Origin of the sequence: Methylomonas sp. HYX-M1, from assembly GCF_040741385.1 — a bacterium.
Lineage (GTDB): Bacteria > Pseudomonadota > Gammaproteobacteria > Methylococcales > Methylomonadaceae > Methylomonas > Methylomonas rhizoryzae.
In genome coordinates this window covers 2,194,246-2,218,817 of sequence record NZ_CP160405.1, presented here as the reverse complement: position 1 = coordinate 2,218,817, position 24,572 = coordinate 2,194,246, and the positions used below count along the sequence as shown (strand labels likewise).

At 59.0% G+C, this 24,572-nt stretch carries 21 protein-coding genes; 3 read left to right on the top strand and 18 right to left on the bottom strand.

Annotated features, from left to right (window positions below):
• Positions 1–13: 13 nt before the first annotated feature.
• The 15 genes from AB0A83_RS10025 to AB0A83_RS09955 are packed head-to-tail and all read right to left on the bottom strand — an operon-like array spanning position 14 to position 17,440.
• On the bottom strand, positions 14–931 hold the full coding sequence (locus AB0A83_RS10025) for a hypothetical protein (protein WP_150048153.1): 918 nt from the start codon (positions 929–931) through the stop codon (positions 14–16).
• Positions 932–982: 51 nt separating this feature from the next.
• A complete protein-coding gene (locus AB0A83_RS10020) occupies positions 983–3,436 on the bottom strand; it encodes a phage tail protein I (RefSeq protein WP_367156134.1) in 2,454 nt (817 codons plus the stop codon).
• Between the two features lie 7 nt (positions 3,437–3,443).
• Entirely contained in the window at positions 3,444–5,621 is a 2,178-nt protein-coding gene (locus AB0A83_RS10015; RefSeq protein WP_150048151.1) for a putative baseplate assembly protein, read from the bottom strand.
• Between the two features lie 20 nt (positions 5,622–5,641).
• Positions 5,642–6,037, bottom strand: coding sequence for a GPW/gp25 family protein (locus tag AB0A83_RS10010; protein ID WP_150048150.1), 396 nt, complete (start codon positions 6,035–6,037; stop codon positions 5,642–5,644).
• Positions 6,038–6,039: 2 nt separating this feature from the next.
• On the bottom strand, positions 6,040–7,713 hold the full coding sequence (locus AB0A83_RS10005) for a hypothetical protein (protein WP_150048149.1): 1,674 nt from the start codon (positions 7,711–7,713) through the stop codon (positions 6,040–6,042).
• 5 nt (positions 7,714–7,718) lie between these two features.
• Entirely contained in the window at positions 7,719–8,360 is a 642-nt protein-coding gene (locus tag AB0A83_RS10000) for a phage baseplate assembly protein V (protein ID WP_150048148.1), read from the bottom strand.
• Complete coding sequence (locus AB0A83_RS09995) at positions 8,357–9,403, bottom strand: phage late control D family protein (RefSeq protein WP_150048147.1); 1,047 nt, start codon at positions 9,401–9,403, stop codon at positions 8,357–8,359. Before AB0A83_RS09995 ends, AB0A83_RS10000 begins: the two co-directional genes overlap by 4 nt.
• Positions 9,404–9,417: 14 nt before the next feature.
• Positions 9,418–9,585 (bottom strand): hypothetical protein, encoded by a 168-nt coding sequence (locus AB0A83_RS09990; RefSeq protein WP_367156133.1) that lies wholly within the window; start codon positions 9,583–9,585, stop codon positions 9,418–9,420.
• Positions 9,586–9,608: 23 nt separating this feature from the next.
• Complete coding sequence (locus AB0A83_RS09985) at positions 9,609–10,862, bottom strand: hypothetical protein (RefSeq protein WP_367156132.1); 1,254 nt, start codon at positions 10,860–10,862, stop codon at positions 9,609–9,611.
• On the bottom strand, positions 10,859–11,371 hold the full coding sequence (locus AB0A83_RS09980) for a phage tail protein (RefSeq protein WP_367156131.1): 513 nt from the start codon (positions 11,369–11,371) through the stop codon (positions 10,859–10,861). The genes AB0A83_RS09985 and AB0A83_RS09980 overlap by 4 nt, the downstream gene beginning before the upstream one ends.
• Positions 11,364–13,322: a hypothetical protein gene (locus tag AB0A83_RS09975; RefSeq protein WP_367156130.1), complete on the bottom strand. Its 1,959-nt coding sequence runs from the start codon at positions 13,320–13,322 to the stop codon at positions 11,364–11,366. The genes AB0A83_RS09980 and AB0A83_RS09975 overlap by 8 nt, the downstream gene beginning before the upstream one ends.
• Positions 13,323–13,338: 16 nt before the next feature.
• The gene (locus tag AB0A83_RS09970) at positions 13,339–13,800 is read right to left on the bottom strand and encodes a phage tail protein (protein WP_150048145.1); all 462 of its coding nucleotides are present in this window, start codon (positions 13,798–13,800) and stop codon (positions 13,339–13,341) included.
• A gap of 32 nt (positions 13,801–13,832) precedes the next feature.
• Entirely contained in the window at positions 13,833–16,016 is a 2,184-nt protein-coding gene (locus tag AB0A83_RS09965) for a phage tail sheath subtilisin-like domain-containing protein (protein ID WP_150048144.1), read from the bottom strand.
• A gap of 60 nt (positions 16,017–16,076) precedes the next feature.
• On the bottom strand, positions 16,077–16,856 hold the full coding sequence (locus AB0A83_RS09960; protein ID WP_150048143.1) for a carboxypeptidase regulatory-like domain-containing protein: 780 nt from the start codon (positions 16,854–16,856) through the stop codon (positions 16,077–16,079).
• Positions 16,853–17,440, bottom strand: a complete 588-nt coding sequence (locus AB0A83_RS09955; protein WP_150048142.1) for a DUF4255 domain-containing protein — start codon at positions 17,438–17,440, stop codon at positions 16,853–16,855. Before AB0A83_RS09955 ends, AB0A83_RS09960 begins: the two co-directional genes overlap by 4 nt.
• A gap of 421 nt (positions 17,441–17,861) precedes the next feature.
• Between AB0A83_RS09955 and AB0A83_RS09950 the strand changes: the two genes are divergently transcribed.
• From AB0A83_RS09950 to AB0A83_RS09940, 3 genes are all read left to right on the top strand, one after another.
• Positions 17,862–19,091, top strand: coding sequence for a nucleoside recognition domain-containing protein (locus AB0A83_RS09950; RefSeq protein WP_367156129.1), 1,230 nt, complete (start codon positions 17,862–17,864; stop codon positions 19,089–19,091).
• A gap of 19 nt (positions 19,092–19,110) precedes the next feature.
• Positions 19,111–20,397 (top strand): tRNA (N(6)-L-threonylcarbamoyladenosine(37)-C(2))-methylthiotransferase MtaB, encoded by a 1,287-nt coding sequence (gene mtaB / locus AB0A83_RS09945; RefSeq protein WP_367156128.1) that lies wholly within the window; start codon positions 19,111–19,113, stop codon positions 20,395–20,397.
• 218 nt (positions 20,398–20,615) lie between these two features.
• The gene (locus AB0A83_RS09940) at positions 20,616–21,797 is read left to right on the top strand and encodes a pyridoxal phosphate-dependent aminotransferase (RefSeq protein ID WP_150048139.1); all 1,182 of its coding nucleotides are present in this window, start codon (positions 20,616–20,618) and stop codon (positions 21,795–21,797) included.
• Between the two features lie 82 nt (positions 21,798–21,879).
• Here AB0A83_RS09940 and truA read toward each other — a convergent pair whose 3' ends face one another.
• From truA to rlmD, 3 genes are read right to left on the bottom strand one after another with little or no spacing between them, the layout of a single operon-like run.
• Positions 21,880–22,683, bottom strand: coding sequence for a tRNA pseudouridine(38-40) synthase TruA (truA, locus tag AB0A83_RS09935; RefSeq protein ID WP_150048138.1), 804 nt, complete (start codon positions 22,681–22,683; stop codon positions 21,880–21,882).
• A gap of 2 nt (positions 22,684–22,685) precedes the next feature.
• The gene (locus tag AB0A83_RS09930; RefSeq protein WP_150048137.1) at positions 22,686–23,213 is read right to left on the bottom strand and encodes a L,D-transpeptidase; all 528 of its coding nucleotides are present in this window, start codon (positions 23,211–23,213) and stop codon (positions 22,686–22,688) included.
• A complete protein-coding gene (rlmD, locus tag AB0A83_RS09925; protein WP_150048136.1) occupies positions 23,210–24,532 on the bottom strand; it encodes a 23S rRNA (uracil(1939)-C(5))-methyltransferase RlmD in 1,323 nt (440 codons plus the stop codon). Before rlmD ends, AB0A83_RS09930 begins: the two co-directional genes overlap by 4 nt.
• Positions 24,533–24,572: the final 40 nt, after the last annotated feature.

Sequence of the window (24,572 nt, the reverse complement as noted above, 5' to 3'; positions counted from 1 at the left end):
CGAGCTCCTTAGCTTACGGCTGGCGAGCCAGCCAAGCCAATTGACTGGCCGTGACCAGAAACGGCCTGACCAGATTGTTAATGGATATCGCCGTCGCATCGGCCGCCAAGGCCGCCAAATCGATTGCAGTCAAATCGGCGATGCTCAAACGGATACGCGCCAGCAGCAAACGTGCCCCGGCTTCCAATTCTTCCGCCATCAAGCCGGGATCGACGCCGCTGTTGTCCAAGGCGTGCAGCAAGCGGGCGTGCAGTTCCAGCTGCGGCGCATCCTGCGGGCTATTGGTTTGTACGTCTTGCAGCAAGGCTTGTTCGGCGGCCAGAAGGGTCGGCAAAGCGTCCGCCACCGGCGGATGTACCGCCCAGGGTGCGAACGCTTCGGCAGCTTGGGCCGGCGGCAATTCCGGAATCAGTTCCAGCCGCACGCTGTCCGAGGTCCGGCTGGGCTGCACCGCGTCGGTACTCAGATTCAGCTTGCGCGCCAGCACCGGCTGTTGAGCAACCGGACAATCTTTTTGCCTGACGCACACTTTCAGCCATAGCTGGTTTTGGTCGTCGTCGTAACCTTCGCTCAAATCGCTGACGCTCTGCGCCAGCAGCCAATCGCCCAAACTGACGCAGTAATGCTCGTTGATCAGCACCTCGCGCCCCAAGCCGTCTATACCCATGCCGGGACTAACCAGCAAGCGAATCACCGGGGTCAAAGAACCTGTCGGCGGCGGGCCGATTTGCGACGATACCGCCATGCCGGCCAAGGTGCCGTAGCCGTGCAGCCAATACTGCTGCCGGCTCAAGCGGCGGCGATGGTAAGCCTGCTCGTCGCGGGTGGCTTCCAAGCCCAGCATCATGCCGGCTTCGTAAGCCACCCGCCGCAAAGGTTCCGATAGGCTGGCGTCCTGCTGCAGCGTGCTGAAATCGTCTAAGGTGTCCATACGGCCTCCGCAAACGGCTGGCTGCCAGCCGCGCTAAAGTGGTGGGCGAAATTAGTGTGCCGTCGCATTGATGTCCTCCGGAGAAAACGCCGCCGGGTTTTTCAACACACCCTCCCGGCCGAGATAAGTGTCGTCCAAGGTCACCCGTTTGGCCGGCTGGGCGGTTTCGACGAAGGTATCCACGCCCAGCAGCGGCGAGATACCCAACACGAACGGCCGTTCGGTTTCGATGATTTTGTATTGCAAATGTCCCGGCAACTGTTCGGCCAGCACCGCCTCCACATTGCTGCGCAGCTTGACCGCCCGGCCGTGCAGCAACACGCTGAGCTGATGGGCGTATTGCTCGAAGAAGGCCTTGACCGCGGCGGCTTCCTCGGCGCTGGCCAGTTCCGGCGCGAACAAAGCGATGAATTCTTTGGCGTCCAGCTCGGACAATATCAAACTGTCGCCGACGATGCTGTTGCCGCTCATCCCGGTACCCAAGGTCAAGGGATGTTCGGCGTCATCCATATCGATGCCTAAAATGGTCGCCATGGTGCGGCGCAGCCGGAAGTTTTCCATTACCACGATTTCACCGCGCTGCACCCCGCCGTCGCTGGCAATATCCAAGGCTAGATTGACGGCCGCCAACGTGCCTTTGTACTGCTGCACCAAGGTCAAATCGCCCAGCCAGCGACGCTGACGGCTTTCCGGCCAATGGGCCGGCCATTGCCCGCCCAGGGCTTCCGCCAACCAGGGTAGATGTTCGGCCGGCGCGGCGTCCGGATGGACCAGCTGTTCGGCGGCGGCGATGCGGCCTTCCAGCGGGGTTAGCACGCCTTCGAAAGCCGCCAGCAAGCGTTCGCGCAAATCCGCACCGTTGGCCGGCCCCAGGCCTTGGTTGGCGTCCGGCGCCCATTCTTGGCGCAGATATTCCGGTAGGTAGTTTTCCTGGTAGCAAAAGCGCGGGTAATAAAGCCTAAGCGCATGCACGGCCGGCGAGCTGCGGCCGTCGCCGCGCAAGCTGACCCGGATTTCCAGATAACGGCCACGCAGCTGCCGTACCGGGCCATCCCGCCGCTGCAGCAAAATTTCGTATAAGCCGCCACCGGCCTGTGCATCGGCCAAACCTGTCCCGAACGGCAATTCGGATGACATGGGATTCAATACCGGCGCGGCTTGCTCGATGAAAGCCGGACGCGGTCCGTCGCCGTCGGCGAATGCGCGCACTTCGATGCCTATCGCGCAACCGGACGGGATGCAGGCATCCAAATATAAACGGTGCCAGTGAGTGTCGACTTGCAACGAGTCAAACAAACGCTGCTGGTCAAGCGACGGGCCGATCACCGCGCTGCCTTCGCCAAAATATTGCGGTCTGCGCAAGGCGTGCAGTTCGCGCGCCAAGGGCGGGCTAGCCGGGTTGCTGGCATCGCTTCGGGCTTGATAACGCAACTGTCCGTCGGCGCTGGCCACGAACCGGGCGAACCGTTGCGACAACATCGGAAAGCGCTCCCGTACCAGACGGGCGCTACCGGTTTCGGCTTGACTGTCCCAATGCAGACTCAACACCGGACAATCGCGCTGAACGAAATCGGGATCCCCGGCCGCTTGCGGCGCCAAGGCCGCCAAGCGCACGCCGTCAGCGACCGGCAGGCTGGAATCGCCGGCCAAAGCCAAATCCACCGCGAACGGCAGTTCTGCCGGGCAGGCATAGACGGAAAACGGCGCGTCGCCGCGTTCGGCCAGTGCCCGGGCCAACACGCTTTGGCTACCGGCGCCGTCGTGGCACAGCACATAGAGCTGTTGTAAATCGCAGCAGATTGCCAAGGCCTGCCAGCCGGCCGGCAGGTTTTGCTGCCACAAACGCTGCAGCGGATGCGGGTTGGTTTGCAAGGGTTCGAAACGCACGGCTTGCGGGCTGTAAGGTAATGGCAGGGGCTCGCCGGCACACAGCATCAAGCGGCTGGCGGAAATCAGCCATATCCGGTTTTCCGCGTCTATGCAAGCCCTAAGCGGCAGTTGCTCGGTGCCGTCCTCGCCCGGCAGGCTACTCCAGGTACAAGCCGTTTGCCAGCGTCTGGCCAAATGAAACAGCAACAAGCCATGACTATCCGTGCCGTTGCTGAACGGTAAGGCCAATCGTCCATCGCCGGCCGGCTGGCCGTAACCGCTAACGGGCTGAACGGACACCGCGGCGAACGCCAGGTCGGTAAAACCGCCGACCGGGGCCGCCACGTCGCGCAAATCACCGTCTTGCAAACTCAAAAAACCGCGGCCGCTGTCGAATTGCACCCGGCTACGGTCCGCGCTCAAACGGCCGATTTGTCCGAAGCTGTCCACGGCCATCGCTTCGGCGTTCCGCCAGGCGAGCAACGCGGCGGCGGGGTCGGAGACCGGCAAACGCAGAGCTTGGTTTTGCGCCAAGGTCAACGCGTGGGCTTTGGGATTCCACGCCAGTTCCAGGCTGTCTTGCTCGAAGTCGGCGGCGCCGCGCAACAGAAAATATGGGGTATTGTTGACGTCCATCGCCGCCTCAACAAATATCCGGAATCACCGGTACCGCCACGCCCAGGCCGGTAGCGGGCGACTGGCCTTCCAGCGGACCTATGCCTTCCGGCAAACCGGGCGTGCCCGGGCCGGTTTCCACCCGTACGCCCATCAGCTCCGGCAATTGGTATTTGGCCAGTTCGACCGCCTGGTTGGCGTTCAAACGTCGCCAGCCGTTGCTGTTTTTCTGAAACAAAGCCACCGCGTGTATGGCCTGAACCCCGGCCACGCGCGCCACCTGCGGCAACAAATCGGCCTGGCGCACATCGTTTTCCTGCGGATAAAACGGCCAGCCGCCGCCGCGCGGCCCGCCGGGCGGCAACGGCCACAAATAATCGATCAAGGCCAGCCGCACGTCGCGCAGGGTTTGTTGTTCCGTTTCCGGGTCCAGTACGTCTATACGCACGCTGATCGCCACCGGTACGAATTCCGGGCTCAACACGTACAGTTCGGTACCGACCAGCACTCTTTGCAACAAGTAGGCAAACACGTCTTTCAACAAGCCTTGATTCGGTTTGGGCGTATGTCCGATTGCCGGTTGGCCGGGCGGCAGCACGAATACGCTGATCGCGCCCGGCACCCCGTCGCGGGCGCTTCGGATGGAAGCGCCGGGCAAAAAGCCGGGCAACACTTCGGCCCTAGCCACCGGATTGACCGGATTGGCTTCGGCGATGATTTTGAAATCGCGGGCCGTCACCGCCCGGTTGCGGTGGGTGAGAAATTGCGGAATGCGCTTTTCGGCCTGATCCACGGTTTCGGCGTCCAGACCACCGCTCAACGGCCAATCGTGCCGCACCTTGTAGGCCGAACTGCCGTTGACCAGTTCCTTGATGGAACCGGCCGGCAGGTTACCGGCGCTGCCGCCGCCGTACAAATACGCCGCGGCGCGGATTCTAGCGCCGGCCGGCGGCCTCAACCCGGTGCTGCCGTCGCCGAAATATACGTAACCGGCTTGCGGGTTCAAGCGGTAGACCTTGGCGTCGGCGGCCTGACCGGCCAGAAAATCCACCCGCTGCCAACGCACCCAGCTACCGTTTTCTTCCACGTCCAGTTGCAAGGTCGCCGCATCCACGTCTTTATCTGGCAGCGCGACGACCTGATCCGGTTGGCCGCTGCCGATGCCGACCAACAGGTCTTGTTTTAGACCTTGAGCCAATACGTCCACCGCGTTGATGCCCAGATAAGCCAGCTGTAAATTCGGATAGTCCGGACTGCGCACGCGCAACCAGAATGCCACCCGCTCGGCGGCCACCTGGTCGGCCGGTTCCGGCGGCAATTCGCCCAACCCGCTTTGCATGGGATCGGCCGGCGCAAAAGCCTGCAACAAGCCCGCATTTTTCGGCAAGCGCAGCCTGACCACGCCGGCTTGCCGGGCACCGCGGGAACTGTCGGCCAACACGTCCAGTTCGATGAAGCTGGTGCGTTCGTCCAGCACCGTCATCAGCTCCCAAACCAATTTGCGCGGATTCAGCTCGTTAATGCTATCGCCTTCCAGCGCGTCGGCCGGAGCTATGCCGACATTGAAAATCAGCCCGGCCAACTGATCGCGCAAGGCCGGCATTTGCTCGGCAAGCTGCCGGGGCGCGATGCAGGCTAGATAAAAGCTTCGATCCAGACTGGAACTCAAGTCCAGACTGTCTTTGCCCGGCACCAAGCGGCGCGGCTGGAACGGCTGCGGAATCTGATCGGCGCGCAAGCCGTATTGCTGTTGCAAATCCTGCAAGGTCAAACCCAGGGCAGCCAATTCGGTGGCTTGCAGCTGCCGTTTGATCAACACTTGCAAACTCAAACAAGTCGGCTGCAATTCGCCCACTGCGGTCAACACCTGCTTGCCGGCCCTGAGCTGGCTGCCGTCCGCCAGCAAAGGCCCCGCCAGTACGCTGGTCGGGCCGGCGTCCACGCTGACGATACCCTTGGCCGGCCGGGCCGGCCGCTCCGGAATCTGCAACAAATTCAACAGCACCCGACGCTGGCGCTCCGGGATCAAATTGGCTCGATACAAGATGGTTTCGGTCAGCCAGGCGAATAAATCGATGAAACTGTTGAGCGGGTCGCCGGGGGAAATTTGGGTGAGTTCCGGCAAATGGTTGGCCAGCCGGGCTTTGGCTTCCGCGACCAGATCGTCGAAGCGCCTGTCGTCTAAATTCGGTACCGGTAGTGGCATAACGGCCTCTCAGTTCAGCGTCAAGCCGGCACGCTCAAATTGAGCGTGAAGCCGAATTCCGCCGGGCGCTGGCTGTGGCGCAGCTTGTAGCGGATGTTGATGTGTACGTCGGCCACGCTGGCCGGGCTGGCCTGCACCAGCACTTCGTCGACCACGACCCGTGGTTCCCATTGCTGCAGCGATTTGCGCACCACTTGTGCGATCAAATGGCGAGTGGTCTCGTTGTTCGGCTGGTGCACGAAATTCAGCAAACCGCCGCCGAACGTCGGCCGCTGCAAGCGTTCGCCGGGCCGCGTCAATAAAATGTTCAGCATGGCTTCGCGCACGCTGGCGTCGTCTCGGCTCCACTCCAGACGACCGTCGGCGTCCAAGCCGCCTAGCGGCCAGCTGATGATGCTGGGAATCGGCAGTGCCATCGTCAACCTCCTTTGATTTTGGGGAACGGCAGGCAGATCCTGACCCACGGTAGCCAGAAAAACACGATGTTCAACAGAATCACCATAATCATCAACAATATCATCGCGATCAAGGTGATGACCGGCAGGCTGAAGGAACAGATCCACTGTATCCCCAGTTCCGGCCCGGACGGATCTTTAACCGTATCTTCGCTGGCCCCCTTGTTCAATTTCAATTTGTTCATCAAATCGAAGGTATCAGCCGGGGTAATCAGCGCGGCGCCTTTGGCCAGGCCGCGGCGCAAGTCCGACAAAGCCGGCATTTGGATCATCGACGGCCGGCTGGCCTCCGGATCGAACGGGGCGGCTACCCTAAACGGGACACTGAATGCGTCGCTACGCGCCCATTGAATTTGCTCCTGACCGTATTCGTTTTTGAAACGCACGAACGGTATGGCCTGAAACAGGTCGCCGGCGTTTTGGCCGAACTTGGGCAAGGGGATTTCCTTGACCTTGGCCAGGGTTTGATCCAACAAGCGTTGCCCCAAATGATCGCGAATTTCCTGGGCATCCGCGGACAGAACCCGCAGGCTCAGCGCGATCGTCCCGCCGCCGGACGCCGCCGGCAAGGCTTCGAAACCCGACAGTTTGTCTATGCCGCCGGCCGCGTCGGCCAATTGCTCCTGACGAACAATCCAGGCCACCAAGGGGTTGTCGCCGCCGCGCGCCGCGCATTGCTGCAGATAGTTCAACAGGCTTTGGTTACGATAAGGCGCGAACAAGCCTTGGTTCAATTCGCTGTAGGCTTGCACCCGTAAATCGAAGGGCAGGACCGCATCGTCGAACAGCCACAAACGACTGCACAGGTCCTCCAGCGCCGCGTTGTCGGCGATGCCGCTTTCTCCCAGGTGATAGCGGTTGACCAGCACCCGCAACAATTCGAAAAAACTTTTGTTGGGCACGCCTTGCGCCACCGGTACGCTGTAATAACTTTGCCAGACTTGCGCCGCGTCGGAACCGTAACCGAACGGCCACGGCAACATCCGCCCGGCCACCGCCAGGGTATCGGCCTGGTCTTGCGGGTCGAAGGCTTGAGCGGCGTCGCCATCGCGCAGATAGTAAAACCCGCCCAAAGGGACAAAACCGTACAACAAGGTATGGGTCTTGCCGTTGGCGTCCTGGGTTTTCAGGGGGTGCAAGGGGTGCACTTCCTCGCCGCTGTAAGCCGCGTCGCCGTTGCCTTTATGCAGCACGCCGTTGGCACACAGGCGGCGGCGCAAATCGGGATCGCGCAATTCGCTGGGCGCTTGCCTCCAGCCCAGGGCTTGACCGTCTTCCAGCAACCAGGCTTGCGAGGTAGCGCCAGTGCCGATGCGGCGGATCACGAAACCGGCTGAGGTGATTTTCATCGGGTCCAAAGCCGGTTCGCCAAAGCGGTCGCACACCACTTCGCAACTCAATAAATAAAAGGTTCTGTGCAACGGTAAGCGCAACACCGGCTCCTGACCGTGACGGCTATGCCGCTCTTCCTGTTGCCAGGCTTGAAACTGCGCAGACTCGAATTGACGGCGCTGCACATCCAATTTGAAACGGTTGACGAAATCCGCATCCAGATAGCGGTTAAGGCCGCAATGGCTGCCACTGCGGAAAAACGGCGGTTTGAGGCGAACGGCGTGTAAATTCGGATTCGGCGTCATAATCGTTACCAAATATTGCCGGCGCCCGGCGTGTATGAAGCGCTAACCACCGACGAGGTGATCACGGTATTGGCCTGGACAATGCCGCTGAAACTGGCCGTGCTGGCGTTGACCGTGACCGTGCTGGCATTGATGGTAACGCTGCTGGCGTCTACCGTGACGCTGCCGCTGCTGCGTACCGCAATGCCGCTGCTGCTCAGGGTGACGCTTTGGTCGGCGCGTTCTATGCTGATTTCGCCGCCGCCGGATTCGTCTATGGAAATCTTGTAACCGGAACGGGTTTTCAGCTCCAGTTTCGGGCCGTTGGCGTCGTCGAAATCCAGCACGGTTTGTTCCGGGGTACGCAGTACATAATGGTCTTGCACCGGATCGGCGTCTTCCGGTGCGCTGGAACTGCCGGCCCACAACGAACCCAGTACCAGCGGCAGTTCCGGGCTGATAAAACCCAGCACCACGATTTCATCCAGTTTAGGGATACAGCTGACGCCATAGCCCTGCCCGGCGGACGGCACCACCACGCTGGCCCACAATTCCATCGCCGTCGCGAACAGGCGGACTTTGACTCGGCCGCGGCTGTCCGGGTCGGCGTTGTCGGTAACCTGGCCGAGCTGCAAACTGTGTAGATTACCCAAGGTATGGCTGTTCACGGCTGCCACCCGCCTTTGTTGACTTTCAAATGGGTTTCGAAGCCGCTGTTATTGTCGAAGCGATGCACGCAATGCACGATTTGATAAAGACCTTTCAGGCGCGGCGACACCCCGTCCAGATCGATTTCGCGGCCGGGTTTCAAGCTGGGCTCGCCCTGGCAGACTATATCGCCCTGCACGAAACGCTTGGCCTGGCGGCGAAAGGCGGCTTTGGCGTAGGCTTCGGCTTCGCTGCTGCTGCGCGGTACCGGCTGCGGCACGATTTCCTCGCCCGGCCAGCTTAAATTGCCTAACGCAGCCGCGGCTTGGGTACCGCGCGGCGCCGGACTCAGCGCATCGGCCCGGTAATCGACCGCTTCCGCCGTCGCCAAGTTGTAGCCATTGACCAGGCTGGCCAGCGCTTGATGATTCAAATCCGCCAGCAGCCGTACTTTCAACGCGCTGTCCTGAGCGCTCAAGGCCAGCGGGTTGGAATCGGCCTGTTCCGGTTTGGCCCGCAGCCGGCCGTTGTCCAGCCGCACGGCCACATCGAACTGCTTGCCCAGCCGCAGCAAAAAGGCCAAATCGCTTTCGTTCAACTGCAGCCAATTCGCGCTGATGCCGGACATGGCCACGTCGGTTTGCAAACCGGCGGCGGAGGCAACGCTTTGCAATACCTCGTCCGGACTTTGGTCTTCGAAACTGCGGTTATGCCGGCTGCGCGCCAAGCGGTGCAATTTGTCCTGCAACAATAAAGCGATGCTGGGTGCGCCTTCGCCGTAACATTCCTCGATGGCGGTGATTTCCCCGCTGAACAGCTTCAGCGGCTGGTCGTCGCCGGTTTCGATGTCTATCCCGGCGCCCAAGGCTATATCGTTCAGCGCGAAATCCGGGGTATCGCCGCCTTGCGGCCTGCCCCAGTTGGACAGTTGCAATTCGGCGTGGGCGCAGCCGTGCAAAGGCAAATTGACCTGCATCGCCAGCAAGGCTTGTTGCAAGTCTTCGCGCTTTTGCCCGTCTATCTTGATGGTCGGGCGGCTGCTGACAAAGGCGGAATCGGCCATGGGTTTGCGTTACCTCAATCGATTTGCAAGCGTTGTTGGCGTTGGCGCAACACGTCCAGGATCTGCGCCAGTTCGTGCTCGGCGGCGGACAACGGCAACTGTTCGGCACTCGGCCGGTTTTCGCCGGATTCTGTCACGCTATCGGTCAGTTCCAGCTGAACCTCGTCTATCAATACCGGCATACGCCCTCCTGTTTACTCATCAATCAATCGAAACCGACACCGCTGTCGGCGGCGGTTTTCAACAAGGCAGTCACCGAAACCCCGCTGCGGCTGCCGCCGTCCGCCGCCGAGCGGGTAGCGGTCGTAACGGCGGTCGGCTTAGCTGCGCTTGCAGCGCCAGCCTTAGCGGCCGCACTTACCGTTGACGCTGCCGGACTACGCAAGGCTACGCTGCCACTCTGCAAAGCGGCGGCCGTCAAACCGGAAGGTTTGCCGGCCGGGCTGAAAGCACCTTCTATGCCGGTACCCAAGCGGGAAGAATTACCGTATTTGAAGGCCGGGCCTGGCACCGGCCGGTTGGCTTTGGCAGCCGTATTTGCCGCGCCGCCGGAACCCACCGCCGTAGCGCCTGCGACCGAACCGGGAGCCGCAGAGTTTGCGCCGGCCAAAGACGGATTGGCGCCGATCCTGCCGCCCGGACTGATGCCGACGTTCAAACCGATTCCGCCTTCTATGCCCAAACCTATGCCTATGCCGGCGCTTACCCCGAAGTCGGCACTGAAGCCGATGGCAGCGTCGATGCCGATTTTCGGCAACGCCAACACCGGTGCCTCGGGCAAGCGTGGCGACTCTATGCCGTTATACAGCGAGTTGTCGCGCCAATTGCCGGCTTGGTCGCCGCTGCCGCCAGGCACAGGGCCGGCGCCGGCCGGACTCAAGCTTGGGGTATCGCGTTCGGCTTGTTCGACCTCGCGGTTACGGAATTGGTAGCGGTCTTCGCTCAGCTTCAAGGACACGGTAGCGCGCAGCGGCCGGCCTTCCGGCGAGAAAAAATCCAGGGTCTCGTCAAAGCTTTGCACCAAACCTAAAAATTCGAATGCCCCCCATTGGAACAGACAGCGTTTAGGCGCTTTCAGTTTGTCACCTTCCGCAATGGGCTTGATGAAGGCTTCGGCGATTTTTTTGGTTTGCAGCCGCACGTCCGAACCTTGTTCAATGGTTTTGTCGCCGCCACCCGAGCCGCTGCTGGCACTGGGATCCCCGGCACCTTGGGCGGAGCTGTTGTGCGGTTCTATATAAGTGGTATCGAACATCAATTCTATGCTCAAGGTCGACGAGCTTTTGTCGACGAATTGCGCGGAGCGGCTGTTGCCGTTGCGGGCGTTTTCCTTCAAGGTATTGGACAGGCTGACTTTCAAGCTGACCGGGTTGAATTGCACGTCGATGGCATTGTCCAGGTCGGGACTGTCGTTATCGCCGCTCACCGGTATCAGCTTGCCGCGTTCAATGGCGATCATGCCGCCCCCCTGCCCTGGGTACCGGCCGGAACCGGGCGTTGCAATTCCAAACCTTGATGCACCAAATGCAGTTCTTCGATAGCGACCTGACTGGCGGTGGCCGACAAATCCGGGCCTTTGAATTTGGTCGGCAATACCCCACTCAATTTCCAGACCATCACGGCGTTGTCCGTGACCACATCGCCGTCGACGCTGGGGTTGGCATAGACGATGATTTCGCCGCTCATTCGGTATCCGTAATTGGCTTGGTTAGTCGTCGCGTCGAACCAGGCCCACAAATCGTTGACGTCGGTTACCCCCCGTTTCAAAACGATAGGCACGAATTTGGTCGGACCGCTGCGGTGATGCTCGCCCCAGTTGTAACCGCCTTCGCCGATGACCTTGGGCTCCATCGTGGCTTCGAACCCGGTCACTTCGCTGAAAAATCCGCTGCACAGCAAACTGCTTTGATCGCTGTTGTACAAGTTCACTTTGAAGCGAAACGCAATGAATTCCGAAATCTCAGCCACCTGTCACCTCCGAGCGCCATTCGCCGTCCAGGTTGGTGAAGGTCAAAAACACCCGGTCGACCGGAAAGGCCGGCGCCACCATGATCTCGAACGCTATCGCGCCCTCCTGCGGCGCACTTTGCTTAATCGAAAACGCCTGCTCGGCGGAGCCACCGCGCAACGCACCTTGCAGATACAAGCGGCGGAAAAACTGCTCCAACACTAAGCGCGGCCTGGGATCGCGCACATCGACGTTGAAGATCAATTGTTCGCCCAAAGCCTGCAGTTGCCGGCGCAAAAAACCCAGAAAACGCATCACTTCGGCGGAACGGAAACCGTCGTACCGTTGCTTGTCCAGCGGATGGTCGATTGCCAACAAAGCCGGTACCACCAGACGCTCGTCGTCCAGCGCCAATTGACTTGCTCCGCCCGCCGCGCGCCGATAACGCAACACGCCTATGCCAGGCGTCTCGCGCAACTGCAGCGTTTGGGCTTGATTCAAATACGGGTAGGGTAACAACTCGCTTTGCAAAGGCTGTGCGGCCACCGAGCGCCACGGCCCGTCGCGACGCGCCACTGCGGATTGTCGGCCGGCAATCAAACCTACCGGCGAGCTTAAACCGACGCCGGGGCCGCGCAAATAAGGCGCCAAAAACTGCATATGCCGCAACGCCTGACCGCTGCCCGGTTGCGCTTGATAGGCCGCCAGCTCGGTCAATACGGCGGGATCCAGTACCGGGCTGTCCAGTTCGCCGGAATAGTTCAAAGGCAAGGTCCAAAGGCATTGGATGTCCGGCCGCAAGCTGAACAGCCAGCGCAGCACCCCGGTCGGCGCTTGGTTCATGTCTATGCCGTCCGCCGCCGCCGTCAATAACGGTAAACCTATCAATTGGTTGAAGGCGCGCGGCGCCGGCATCTGCTCGATAGCCGGATAGGGGCCGCCCAGCGTATTCGACTGTTGGGTACACGGTAAAAATTCGGGGGCTATGCCGTCCAGGCGTTGGCCCGGAATATCCGGCAAACGCGGCGGCACTTGCAAGCGCTCCAGGTCCGGCATCGCCAACACGCCGACGCCCTGCACGACCAAGGCAAGCGCCAGCCCGCGCAAGCGTTCGGTATCGAACAGTTCGGTGTCCGGCAGCGGAAGAAAACCGTCTTGCCCCTGATCTTCCGGTATCCGTATCACCCACAGTTTGTCGCCGCCGTTGGCGAAAAAGTCCGTCACGGCTTGCGGCAACCAAGCCGTGGCGCCGGCCAATACGCTACGGTACCGGGTGGCGGCGCTTGCGGCATCCGGAAACAAATCGCGAAATTCGGCGCCGGACTGCAACGGCAACGGTAATTGGAACAAACCGCGGCTGCGGCTCCAGATCAGTCTATCCAGCAACAAGTCGGCGGCTTGGGCCAGCGCGGCCGGGTCTACACTCGGCATCGCAGTCCATGCCGCGACGAATTCGCTCAGCAAATCGTTGCCGGCCGGCACAGCCGACAACGCTGCTTGCAATTGGGCTAACAAACCGGCGCTATCCACGGCCTCCCGGTTAAGCAAAGGGCCCAGCAATTCGGCTTGCAACACGTCGTCTAAGGTCTTGGTCAACACCAACTTGTCGGCGACTGTATCCAATAACGCATAATCGAGCGCTTCGCTATGCAGCCGTTCGGTTCTGAGTTGGTGCAGGGCGACAGTCATGTTGGCGAGCAAACCGTCTTTATCTATTGCGGTGCCGCGCAACCACCGCGCGGTCAAATTGCCGCCGGCCGCCGTTTCCAATTGCGCCAACAACAGGATTTCGTCGACCGCCCGGCCGAAACCGGCCGCCCGCATGTCGTCCAGCGCGGCCGGCATCGCCGCCAAACGTTGAAACCGCGCCCGGCCCGGGGCATGGCCGAGCATCGCCACTTCCAGCGCCGCGACTCGGCGTTCGCTAGGTCTTGGCGTCAAGGCTACCCGGGCACCGGCAAACCATTCCATACTCGGCTACCCCGCCTCAGCTTTGGATGATGGTCTGGACTTTTAAGGTCAGCTCTTCTATGGCCACGTCGCCGCCGCCCTTGGCGGTCAACGACGGCCCGGTCCACTTGATCGGCATGGCTTTGACCAAGGTCCAGGTCACTACCGCACTGGTACTGGTCGGATCTTCGTTTTTCAATTTAACGACCACGTCGCGTTGCGCGGTGACGTCGCCGTTGCGGATTTGCTCCAGCCAGCTGTAAATGTTGTCGGCGCCTATCACCCCGCGCTTCAGGGTAACGTCGCCGGCTTTATGTATGCCGGGAATGGTCCGCACATAGTTGACCGGATCGTTGCCGTTGCGGTATTCGGCCACGGTGACTTCGGCGTTTAAACCGGAGACTTCGGAAAAGCCGCCTTGTACATCGCCTTCGCTGCCGTCGCCCAGATTGACCAGATAATTGAATGCGCCGTAAGGCGTGGGTCTGTATTGAGCCATGGTGAATTCCTCTTCAATAGGGAGTTAAGCCGTTAGGCGTCGGCGGTTTTTTGGCCGATGCGGAAAATGACGAATTCGGCCGGCTTCAAGGCCGCCACGCCGACTTCGCAGACCAAGCGGCCGTTGTCCAAATCGTTTTGCGTCATGGTGCTGCGGTCGCAACGCACGAAATAAGCGGTCTTAGGACTTCCCAGCAAGCGGCCGTTGTACCATTCGTTGTACAAAAAGCTCTCGACCGTAGCCCGCACGTTATCCCACAAGCGTTCGCCGTTCGGTTCGAACACCACCCATTGGGTGGATTTGTCGATGGAGCGTTCCAGATACAAGAAGTAGCGGCGTACGTTCACGTATTTCCATTCCGGGTCGCTGGACAAGGTCCGGCCGCCCCACACCCGGTGTCCGCGCCCCGGAAACGAGCGCAAACAGTTGATGCCGTAGGGATTCAGCAATTCCTGTTGAAAGCGGTTGATTTCTTGGGAGAAGCGCAACGCGCCTATCACCGGCTCGTTCGCCGGCGGCTTGTGCACGCCGCGCTGCACGTCGGTATTGGCGTAAACCCCGGCGACGAATCCGGCCGGCGGCACAGTCACCGTACTCAACAAACCGCGCGGATCGGCAATCACCACCCAGGGGTAGTACAGCGCCAGGCGCGAATCGTCGAAGTTGGAGCTGAAATCGCGCACTTCGGAAATGGTCATGTCCGCGCGGCTATCGACGATGCCGACCCGGTATCGCATGCGCAAGCAGTGGCGCAGCATCTCCATGACAATGGCCTGATGGCTGGTCTCGTCGTTCGCGGCGGCGGCGGGCGTCATGACGATGGAAATATCTTCGATGTTTTCCAGTGCGATGAAGCCGCTGCTGCCGTTGACTTCGTCCTCCACCCCGGCGTAATGCACCGCTACCGGCACGTCGCCGTCGTGGCCGCCGCTCATGCGGATCAAATAGCGCGGACCGTGAATCGACAGAGGTCCGGGATTCAACGGGCCGGGTTCGAACAAATCGAACAAGGCCGCCAACACCTCGGCGCCCGTTGCATCGTCGGCCAGAGTACAGGCGACCGGGCTGCTCAATTGGTCGTAACGTTTGTCCGGCGTCTGCGCCAATATTTCGGTCAAACTGTTATCGCCGGCCGGTGCGCTGGACACATTGCCGTAGCTGTAAATAACCGGGTCGTCTTCGTCGCCGGCATGTACGGCGATATCGAAATTGCGTTGTACCACGACGGCGCGCACGTTATCCGGCGCGGCCGCCAAGGCCGCGAGCCGTATCGAAACCGGCGCGGCCACGCCGGGATTCAAGCCGGTACCGTCCACTACGAACAGATCCCCGGCCGCGTTCAATGTGCCGCGCAGGGTAGTCAAGGTACCCCAGTGCGGCGAACCGGTGTAGATGGATAAATTGGTCTCGGCGCTAAACGTTAAAACAGCCGAAGTACCATTGGCCAGAGGGCCGCTGCTGGGGTTGCGCGCGAACATTCGGGTAAAGGTGATGTCGGTATCGGCGTCATCGACCATACCCGCCAGCATCAACCGACCTGTCGTACCGGGGGCGGCGCCGTTGGCGCGTAAATCGGTGCCGGTGACGGCTACCCCGTCCGCCGTGGTTATCACACAACGGTTATTGAAAATGGTGTAGTGATCACCTTCTCGAAACACTAATCCAACGAAATCCAGCGGAAAATGCGCGTCGGGAAATTGGGCGACGATGCCCGGAGCGCGCACGGCGTTAGACAAACCGGTGGCGGTCAAAAACACCAATTCCCCTTGCGCCGGTGCCGAGGTGACTTCCCGGCGCAACAAGTTTTCGCTGTCGCGCCATAACAGCTCCAAGGTGAAATTACCCATCGCTCCCGGAAATCGGCTGGTAAACCGCACGTCGGTGACGGCTGGATTGCTGCGGGCCACGCCGTCGTCCGGTCCGGCGAAATTACCGACTCTGGACACGAACAATTGTTTACCGCCGCCGTCGAAAAAAGCCTTGGCCGCGATAGCCGTATGATTGAGTACGGGGTTGCCGTCTAAAGTTAGATCGCGGATGTCGCCGTAGATCCGGCTATATTCGCCGAAACTGGTCACAACTTCCGGATTGCCGCGCAACGGTCCGAAACGGGTGGGACCGACGATGGCCGATACGCTGGTTCCCACGCCCTCTATCGATTTGGCACGAAAACTGACTTCTTCTACAAACACACCCGGTGCAAGATATTCAGGCATGCTCCCCTCCTTAAATTAACTGGAACTACGGTGACAAGAAAAACTCAAGCATCGGGATGCTCAAATCGGTTGTACGGCCACATGGTCCCGGCCCTGGGATCGAATCAGCGCGTATTGGCCGGGCAGCACGGTTAAATCGATTGCGGCGGCAAAGCCCGCGGCATTCAAACGTCCTAATTGCATGTCGGTTAAATCGGCCGGGTCCAACGGCGTATCGGCTGCGGCGTCCGCCAGAGCCCGGACCGACAGCGTGGCTGCATAGTTGACGACGCCTTGCGGCAACGGCGGCAAGCGCTGCATGGGCAACACGAAATCGCCGTGCCGGTCGGCCTGCGCGCGAAACAACAGGCTGCCGGCAACGCCCAAATCGACCGTTAACGTCAATATCGCCCAGACCGCAGGCGCACTATCGGCCGCAAAGCGCAAATTGCCGCGCAACGCGCCGCCACGGCCTATCGCGGTACCCGAGGGTGTCGGGTACATCACCAAGCTATGGCCTTGGGCGTTGCCGGCCAGAATCTCGAAACGTCTGGGATTGTATTTGCCCGGGTTATCGCTGACGCTGCCGCTCAAGGTATAAGGGATTTCCGGCAAGGCTTGCCGGTCGGCGTCGCCGGCTTCTCCCGGCACGATACGGGCGGACGCGCGCCGCCACAACGCGGTCTTGCCTTCGCCGTGGCGCCATCGCAAATCGGCCGGCCGGGTATTGTCGAACAGCACCGACACCGTACTATTGATACGCTGCATCTGCGCAGGGTCGGTAGCGCTGGTGCCGTCTAACCAAACGATTAGGTCGCTGGCGAACAGTAGATTGGTTTCCAGTACCCGTAGCGCCGTCATACCGCGCCTGCCGGGAATATTCGGGTGGAAACCGGTGGCCCCTCGCTACGCGGCTGCCGCAATCTCAGTCGAACGGTACGGGCTACATACGGCACGCTGCTGGTATAGGGGGAACGAAACACGTCCCATATCCGCATCAAATCCTCGGTACTCATTTCGTCCGGCATGATGTTCAGGATTTCGCTTGCCCCCCAGTCCTCGTCAATATCCTGAATCTGGGAAACGTCCAGTTGGCATTCGTTAGCCAGCTCCACCATGGCCCAACTCATCAGATCGGCCTCTATCGTGGCGCTGCCGGCGTTGGCAATCAACAGAAAATGCAGGTTGACCGGTAATTCGGCTTGAGGAGCGGACAGATCGCTGCCGCGTTGCGCGAAGGTACGCTGACGGCCGTGCGGGTCTATGGTCATGCGGTGCAGGTAAATGCCGAGCAGATTGCCGGTCAGATTATTGGCAATGTCGGTGCTACCCAACAGGCGCACGATGGCATTGGTCGGCTCGCTGCTCAATTCGGTGGGCAGCCGGCTGGTCAAAAACGCTTCCAACGCCAATAATACGCCGGTAACCCCGCGGTACGACGCCATGCACTCTCCTCGTTCGGGCCTAACATGACTTGCCTTGATGAGCTAAGCTCATTAGCCGCTTTTGTGAACCGTTCGACTCAGCAAAGTCGAAAAAAGCGTGCTAATGCAAACAAGCCAACTAAATTCCGTGCCTCAGTTCAAATTCTGCTTACTAGGTTTAGCAGAGTTTTAAAATCCTGCCGGAATAAACTGCATTAAAATTTCATGAAGCCCCCGGCGGATTCCGTTGAAGCCGCGTGTTTCGAGCTACGGCATTACGGCGCCCACCAGATTTGGCCGCTAACGTATCGTTTAGCCGGCCTGTTTCTCTTCCAACCGCTCTTCAAATAAGTTGGCGAAATTTTCCGGCCGCATATTTTTCGTGCACCCTGCTTTTCATTGGTAGAATGTTCGGTTCGGTATCGGCCTACGCTTTTTAACTGTGTTGAATTTCATCTGGACAGCCTTGTTTCTTACGGCGTTCTTGATAGCCGCGCTAAAATTTTGGCTGCTTGGCGAACAAGCCGTATTCGGCACCTTGTTGAGCGCGATGTTCGAAGCGGCTAAAACGGCGTTCGACATCTCCTTAGGTTTGGCCGGCGTGCTGGCGCTGTGGATGGGCATCATGAAAATCGGCGAACACAGCGGTTTCGTCACGCTGCTGACCAAAGCCTTGAATCCCTTGTTCCGGCGCTTGCTGCCGGAAATCCCGACCGATCATCCGGCCTTGGGCGCGCTTACCATGAACATCGCCGCCAATATGTTGGGCCTGGACAATGCGGCGACTCCGCTAGGCCTTAAAGCCATGCAAGCCATGCAAAGCCTGAATCCGCGTCCGGATACGGCCAGCGATGCACAAATCGTGTTCCTGGTTTTGAATACGTCGTCCGTTACCCTGTTTCCGGTCACGATATTCGCTTACCGGGCGCAAATGGGTGCCCACAACCCGACCGACGTCTTCATTCCTATCCTGATCGCGACTTACGCGTCGACGATGGCCGGCTTGCTGGCGGTAGCTTGGATACAGAACATTCGCTTGTGGGACAAAGTGTTACTCGCTTATTTGGGCGGCATCAGCCTGTTGCTGGCCGGACTGATCGGCTATTTCGCCGGATTGCCGCGCGAACAAATGCTGCAACAATCGGCGGCGCTTAGCCAGATTTTGCTGTTCAGCCTGGTTGTCGCTTTCATTGCGGCCGCGGCGCTACGCCGCTTGAACGCCTACGAACTGTTCGTAGACGGTGCCCGCGACGGCTTTCACACCGCGGTCGGCATCATTCCGTATTTAGTGGCCATGCTGGTGGCTTTCGCCGTGTTTAGAGCCAGCGGCGCCCTGCAAATCGCCACCGACGGTGTGGCCTGGCTGGTAACCGGTTTGGGGATGGATAGCCGTTTCGTAGACGCCTTGCCTACCATGCTGATGAAGCCGTTCAGCGGCAGCGGCGCCCGGGCGATGATGCTGGACGCCATGCAAACCCACGGCGCCGATGCGTTCGCCGGCCGCCTGGCGTGCATAGTGCAAGGTAGCACCGAAACCACTTTTTACGTGCTGGCGGTCTATTTCGGCTCGGTCAACATCAAGCGCATCCGCCATGCCGCCGCCTGCGGCCTGATTGCCGACGCGGCCGGGATGATCACGGCGATTTCTACAGCTTATTGGTTTTACGGTTAACCCCCTTCAATTCAACCCTATGCAAATACATTTAAAAACCCTGGGCTGCCGCTTGAACGAAGCCGAATTGGAAACCTGGGCGCAAGCTTTTCAGATCCGCGGCCACGGCATCACCCGCAATCTTCACGACGCGCAAGTAGTCGTATTGAATTCCTGCGCCGTCACCCAAGATGCGGTAAAAAAATCCAAGCAGTTGATCCGCCGCATCCACCGCGACAACCCGCAAGCCAAACTGGTAGTTAGCGGCTGTTATGCCACCTTGAATCAAAGCGAAACCGAACAACTGATGGGCGTGGATTTGGTGATAGGCAATAACGACAAACACCTGCTGGTGGAGAAAACGCTGGCGGAACTCGATATGGACAGTATGCCTGCCATGTCGACCGAACCCGGCGAAGTATCCTTATTCAACCGCGGCCGCCAACGCGCTTTCGTCAAAGTGCAAGACGGTTGCCGCTACCGCTGTACGTTTTGCATCGTCACCGTGGCCCGCGGCGAAGAACGCAGCCGCAGCATTGCGGAGATCGTCGCCGAAATCAACGCCTTGCATAGCCAAGGCATTAACGAAGCGGTCATCACCGGCGTGCATTTAGGCGGATACGGCAGCGACATCGGCAGCAATCCGGTCGAATTGATTCGGACTATTCTGGCGCAAACCGAAATCCCGCGCTTGCGCATGGGTTCGCTGGAACCTTGGGAGCTGCCGGAAGGTTTCTTCGAATTGTTCGATAACCCGCGCTTGATGCCGCATTTGCATTTACCGTTGCAAAGCGGCAGCGACAGCGTGTTACGCCGCATGGCAAGACGCTGCAAAACCGCCGAATTCGCCGACCTGGTAGACTCCGCAAGGGCGCGGATAGCGAATTTCAATGTCACCACCGACATCATCGTCGGCTTTCCGGGCGAAACCGAACAGGAATGGCGGGACAGCCTGGATTTCATTCGTTCGATAGGCTTCGGCCATATCCACATCTTCAGTTATTCGCCGCGAGAAGGCACCAAGGCGGCCGGTTTGCCCGATCAGGTCCGCAACGAGGTCAAACACCGGCGCAGCCGCGAATTGCACCAATTGGCCGATGCCATGAAACGCGATTTCGCCGAACGGAATCTGGGCAACCAAGCCGAGGTACTTTGGGAAGGCCAAACCGAACCCTTAAGCGACGGACGTATCCGCTATTTTGGCTACACCCCCAATTATTTGCGGGTTGCTTGCGAGGTTTTGCCGGCAAACTTACTGGAAAATCGAGTGTTCCCGGCAAAATTGCTGGAAATCGCCGACCAATTTATTCGGGCGGAACCGGCCTAAACCATCCGCGCGGCCAAGCCTGAATCGCCTTACCAAGCGCAACTTGCAGGCAAGTCCGGCGATGGTTTTTGCACCGAGTCCGATTCCCCCCCAACCGCGGGTCGGTTAGCGCAAAAACTGTCGTTTCGCTAGCAATAAACGCGACTTTCGTGCATTTTCGCTGCAGCGGGCAACTGGCGTATAATTCGCGCCAATTTTTGAACCATACTCGAGGAACCATGAGCATCACACTGTCCAACCGTGTTAAAGCCGTCAAGCCGTCGCCGACTCTAGCCATCACGGCTCGCGCCGCCGCGATGCGCGCCGCCGGCAAAGACATCGTCGGCCTAGGCGCCGGCGAACCGGATTTCGATACGCCCGAGCACATCAAAGCCGCCGCGATCGAAGCATTGAATCAAGGATTCACCAAATACACCGCCGTAGACGGCACACCCGGTCTGAAAAAAGCCGTTATCGACAAATTCAAACGCGATAACGGCTTAAGTTACCAACCTAAACAGGTTTTAGTCTCTTCCGGCGGCAAACAAAGTTTTTACAATCTGGCGCAAGCTTTGCTTAATCCCGGCGACGAAGTCATCATCCCGGCTCCCTATTGGGTATCCTATCCGGACATGGTGCTGTTGGCCGATGGCGTACCCGTGATCGTCGCAGCCGGCCAGGAACAAGGTTTTAAAATCACGCCGGCCCAGTTAAAAACCGCGATTACCGATAAAACCCGTTTGCTGGTCATCAATAGTCCGTCCAATCCAACCGGTGCGGCCTACAGCCTGGACGAATTAAGCGCGTTGGCCGAAGTGCTGCAGGACTATCCGCAGATACTGATCGCCACCGACGATATGTACGAACATATCTTGTGGAACAAGGGCGAGTTTGTGAACATCCTGAATGCCCGCCCGGATTTCTACGAACGCACCATCGTGTTGAACGGAGTATCCAAGGCGTACTCGATGACCGGCTGGCGCATCGGCTACGCAGCCGGCCCGGCCGATTTAATCGAAGCCATGTGCATCATTCAATCGCAAAGCACGTCCAACCCGACTTCGATTTCGCAAGTCGCGGCTGAAACCGCGCTGAACGGCGACCAAAGCTGCATCGACAACATGATGGTGGAATTCAAAAAACGCCACGATTTCGTGGTAGCCGCCTTGAACGACATAGACGGCGTCGCGTGCTTGCCGACCGACGGTACGTTTTACGTATTTCCAAGCGTACACAAACTGATCGAACGTTTGAACGGCATAGACGACGACTTGCAATTTGCCGAATATTTGATCGAAAAGGCCGGGGTCGCATTGGTACCCGGGTCGGCATTCGGTTGCCCCGGTCATATCCGCATCTCTATAGCCACCAGCATGGCTAATTTGGAAAAAGCCCTGGAAAGAATCCGCCAAGCCGTCTAAGCACCGCTCAGCCGGGCGGCGGCGCCCCCCCAAAAAACCCGAGCATAAAGCAAAGCTCGGGTTTCCAGTCTTCAGCCCCGGGTTAATCGTAACGTTTGGCGCTAGCAGGTAGTTTGGCGAAAATAGGATCGCAGGCAATTCCATAACGTTCGGGGTAATAGACTCCGCCTAAATGTAAACCGTGCGGCGGCGCGGTCATCGCGGCTAGTCTGCGGTCTTTGACAGCCAGCAGAGTCTCGGTCCATTCCACGGGCTGCTTACCCATGCCGATTTCCATCAACACGCCGGCGATATTGCGCACCATGTGATGCAAAAATGCGTTTGCGCAAATATCGATAATCACCCGGTCTTGCTGCCGGTAAACCTCGATGAAGTGCATATAACGATTAGGACTGAGCGACTGGCAACCTTGGGCGCGAAACGACGAAAAGTCGTGCTCGCCGAGCAAGGCTTGAGCCGCCATATGCATGCTCTCCGCTTGTAAAGGCAAGTAACACCAAGTGGCCTGGGTACGTAACAAGGCCGATTTAACCGGTCGATTCAAGATGACGTAGCGGTAGTACCGGGCAATTGCGCTATAGCGGGCATGGAAGTCGTCCAGGGCCGGCATGGCCCACAACACCCGGATGTCGTCCGGCAAATGACTGTTGCCGCCCATCAGCCAAGCGCGCATATCGCGCTGCACCGGGGTATCGAAATGTACGACTTGTTCTATGGCGTGCACCCCGGCGTCGGTCCGCCCCGCGCAATGTACCGTAACCGCTTGGTCGGCAATTTTACTAAGGGCACGCTGTAACTCGCTCTGCACGGTCGGTTTGCCGGCCTGCCATTGCCAGCCGGCGTAGGCGCTACCGTCGTATTCCAGCCCTAAAACGATACGCGGCATGGTTAATGGATATAAATCCGGCAACCAACCGGTACGCGGTCGAACAGACAAATGAGATCGGCATTTTTCATGCGTATGCAACCGTGCGACTCGGGCTTGCCCTGCAGCAAATGGTCCGGGCAACCATGGATGTATATGTAGCGCCACGCGGTGTCGACCGCACCGTAACGATTATGCCCGGGTTGCAATCCACCCAGCCAAAAAATTCGAGTCAGTATCCAATCGCGCTGCGGATATCGGGCGGCCAATTCCGGGGTATATATTTCGCCGGTCGGGCGTCTGGCCGTAAAAACACTGTTGATCGGCAAACCGGCGCCGATTTTTGCCCTGACGCTATGCCAGCCGGTTGGCGTACATTCGCTGCCTTTCAATTGGCCGGGGCCATTTTTAGCGGTAGATACGACAAACTCCAGTTCGACATCGCCAAGTCGCAACAAACGCAAACGTTGCCGGGCTATATCGATATCCAGATATTCGGCCGGTTTATCGCCGTCCGCATACCGATTGGCGTTATTGCCGGCGACATTCATCGAATGAACAAGGCGATGGACTCGACGTGAGCCGTTTGCGGAAACATATCCATCACTCCGGCCTTAACCAGTTTATAGCCCAATTCGTTTACCAAGATTCCGGCATCGCGCGCCAAAGTAGAAGGATTGCAAGATACGTAAACGATACGCTCCGGCTGCCAATGCTTAAAGTTGTGCAACACTTCCGACGCTCCGGCACGCGACGGATCCAGCAATATCTTGTTGAATTTTTGCTTACACCAAGCTGCGTCTTTAAGATCTTTACTCAAGTCAGCGACGTGAAACTCCACGTTCTGAATGCCGTTTAACCGGGCGTTTTCCCTGGCATGCCGCACTAGCGGCAAGTCGCCCTCTACGCCCACGACGTGACCGGCTTGGCTAGCTAACGGCAAAGTGAAGTTACCCAAGCCGCAAAACAAGTCCAACACCCTGTCCTGTTGACTAAGCTGCAATGCCTCTATGGCACGCGCCACCATTTGCCGATTGATGTCGTAATTGACCTGAGTAAACATGGCCGGGCGGAAATTAAAGCGTATCCCGTACTCCGGTAAAGCGTAGCCCGGAACCACTTCCGGTTCGCCCGGCAACGGCACAATGCTATCCGGCCCTTTAGGCTGTAGACACACAGAAAATTGATGTTCACGACCGAAGCTGCGCAGACGCTCTATATCGTCGAGGTTTGGCGGGACTAGCATGCGAAATGCCAACACGCATTCGTCGTCGCCGATCGCTACTTCGATTTGCGGGATTTTATCTTTGACGCTCAAGCCGGCAATCATCTCGCCCAAAGCGGTCAATTTGTCCCCGACACTCGCATGCATGACCCGACAACTGTCAATTTCAGCCAGAAACGGATTGCGCCGCTCGCGAAAGCCTACCAATACCCTTTGCTTCTTCGCCACCCATTTGACGCCCATCCGGGCTTTGCGCCTGTATCCCCAATGCGGCCCGGTCAATGCCGGCCAAATTTCCGGAATGTGCAGTTTGCCGATGCGGCTAAATTGTTCTTGCAGCAATGCCTCTTTGAAATGAATTTGCTCTGCATCGTCGACGTGTTGAAAACTACAGCCGCCGCATACGCCGAAATGCGGGCAGCCGGGCTCAACCCTATGCTCGGAACGCCGGTGCAAGGCAACCGGCTTGCCTTCGGCATAGTCTTTACGGCTATCGGTATAAATAAAATCAACATTTTCGCCGGGCAAGGCCTCGTCTATGAACACAACTTTACCGTTGACGTGCGCGACGCCGCGGCCGTCGTGTGATAACGACTCAATGATTACGTTGACGGGTTCTGTAGGAAGTTTTTTCTTATGAGACATGCAGATATAAACATCCGGATTCGCCGCAACCAATCCGGAA

What these genes read in the sequence shown, in the direction of transcription:
- AB0A83_RS10025 (WP_150048153.1), bottom strand. Translation starts at nt 931, where the DNA reads ATGGACACCTTAGACGATTTCAGCACGCTGCAGCAGGACGCCAGCCTA.
- AB0A83_RS10020 (WP_367156134.1), bottom strand. Translation starts at nt 3,436, where the DNA reads ATGGACGTCAACAATACCCCATATTTTCTGTTGCGCGGCGCCGCCGAC.
- AB0A83_RS10015 (WP_150048151.1), bottom strand. Translation starts at nt 5,621, where the DNA reads ATGCCACTACCGGTACCGAATTTAGACGACAGGCGCTTCGACGATCTG.
- AB0A83_RS10010 (WP_150048150.1), bottom strand. Translation starts at nt 6,037, where the DNA reads ATGGCACTGCCGATTCCCAGCATCATCAGCTGGCCGCTAGGCGGCTTG.
- AB0A83_RS10005 (WP_150048149.1), bottom strand. Translation starts at nt 7,713, where the DNA reads ATGACGCCGAATCCGAATTTACACGCCGTTCGCCTCAAACCGCCGTTT.
- AB0A83_RS09995 (WP_150048147.1), bottom strand. Translation starts at nt 9,403, where the DNA reads ATGGCCGATTCCGCCTTTGTCAGCAGCCGCCCGACCATCAAGATAGAC.
- AB0A83_RS09990 (WP_367156133.1), bottom strand. Translation starts at nt 9,585, where the DNA reads ATGCCGGTATTGATAGACGAGGTTCAGCTGGAACTGACCGATAGCGTG.
- AB0A83_RS09985 (WP_367156132.1), bottom strand. Translation starts at nt 10,862, where the DNA reads ATGATCGCCATTGAACGCGGCAAGCTGATACCGGTGAGCGGCGATAAC.
- AB0A83_RS09975 (WP_367156130.1), bottom strand. Translation starts at nt 13,322, where the DNA reads ATGGAATGGTTTGCCGGTGCCCGGGTAGCCTTGACGCCAAGACCTAGC.
- AB0A83_RS09970 (WP_150048145.1), bottom strand. Translation starts at nt 13,800, where the DNA reads ATGGCTCAATACAGACCCACGCCTTACGGCGCATTCAATTATCTGGTC.
- AB0A83_RS09965 (WP_150048144.1), bottom strand. Translation starts at nt 16,016, where the DNA reads ATGCCTGAATATCTTGCACCGGGTGTGTTTGTAGAAGAAGTCAGTTTT.
- AB0A83_RS09960 (WP_150048143.1), bottom strand. Translation starts at nt 16,856, where the DNA reads ATGACGGCGCTACGGGTACTGGAAACCAATCTACTGTTCGCCAGCGAC.
- AB0A83_RS09955 (WP_150048142.1), bottom strand. Translation starts at nt 17,440, where the DNA reads ATGGCGTCGTACCGCGGGGTTACCGGCGTATTATTGGCGTTGGAAGCG.
- mtaB (WP_367156128.1), top strand. Translation starts at nt 19,111, where the DNA reads ATGCAAATACATTTAAAAACCCTGGGCTGCCGCTTGAACGAAGCCGAA.
- AB0A83_RS09940 (WP_150048139.1), top strand. Translation starts at nt 20,616, where the DNA reads ATGAGCATCACACTGTCCAACCGTGTTAAAGCCGTCAAGCCGTCGCCG.
- truA (WP_150048138.1), bottom strand. Translation starts at nt 22,683, where the DNA reads ATGCCGCGTATCGTTTTAGGGCTGGAATACGACGGTAGCGCCTACGCC.
- AB0A83_RS09930 (WP_150048137.1), bottom strand. Translation starts at nt 23,213, where the DNA reads ATGAATGTCGCCGGCAATAACGCCAATCGGTATGCGGACGGCGATAAA.
- rlmD (WP_150048136.1), bottom strand. Translation starts at nt 24,532, where the DNA reads ATGTCTCATAAGAAAAAACTTCCTACAGAACCCGTCAACGTAATCATT.